Origin of the sequence: Thermomonas alba (assembly GCF_022419205.1) — a bacterium.
Classification (GTDB): domain Bacteria; phylum Pseudomonadota; class Gammaproteobacteria; order Xanthomonadales; family Xanthomonadaceae; genus Thermomonas; species Thermomonas alba.
Genome location: NZ_JAJOZU010000034.1, coordinates 1 through 695 on the forward strand (window position 1 = coordinate 1; position 695 = coordinate 695).

Consider the following 695-nt stretch of genomic DNA (forward strand, 5'->3'; position numbering starts at 1 on the left):
TACCACCGGAACCCGGCTCACGACCCACGGTGAAACGATGACGGATAAAGTCAAGACCACCAAGGACAGCCAGACGGACGTTGAGGGCAAGGTTTCTGCCGAGAATGAGGCGACTTATCAACCGTTCGACGCTTCCACCACTATCCATAAGGAGACCGGCACCGCAGACGATACCCGCACAACCGACTGGACGGAAACCGAGAACACCACCGGCACCCAAGACGACGTAACCACGGAAAAAATGACCGACCACCAAGAAAGCACGTCGGACACCGAGACCAAGCAGGACACCGAGGGCCTTACAACCGGCCCGCGGGACAGCCTCGACCGGGCCCACGGCACTCACGGTGACACGGGCCGCACCGATGGACACGGGCACACCGAGCGGCAGGCCGGAGACCGTGGAACCGCGCAGGATTCCAAGACCGGCAAGCATGAGGAACACGGCCTTGCCGCTGTCACTGGCAAGGAATCAGAGACCGTGACCACCGTTCACGAGTGGAAGCGAGGCGGCAACATCGGCGTAACTACGACCCAAGAGATGATTGAAGCAGAGCGGCAAACTGTGCTTTTCAATATGTATCGTGTGATTGCTGATTCTTTCCACCGCACTTTCTGTCTTGACTTTTATTAAATGGGGTGTTACTATGGTATCGGAAATCATCGTGGCGCTTATCGGGGGGCTTGTGACGCTT

1 protein-coding gene is annotated in these 695 nt (G+C 57.6%); it reads left to right on the top strand.

Features of this window, described 5'->3' with window-relative positions; genetic code table 11:
* A partial coding sequence (locus ML342_RS11605; RefSeq protein ID WP_240127180.1) for a hypothetical protein occupies positions 1-634 on the top strand: 634 nt, incomplete at its 5' end.
* Positions 635-695: the final 61 nt, after the last annotated feature.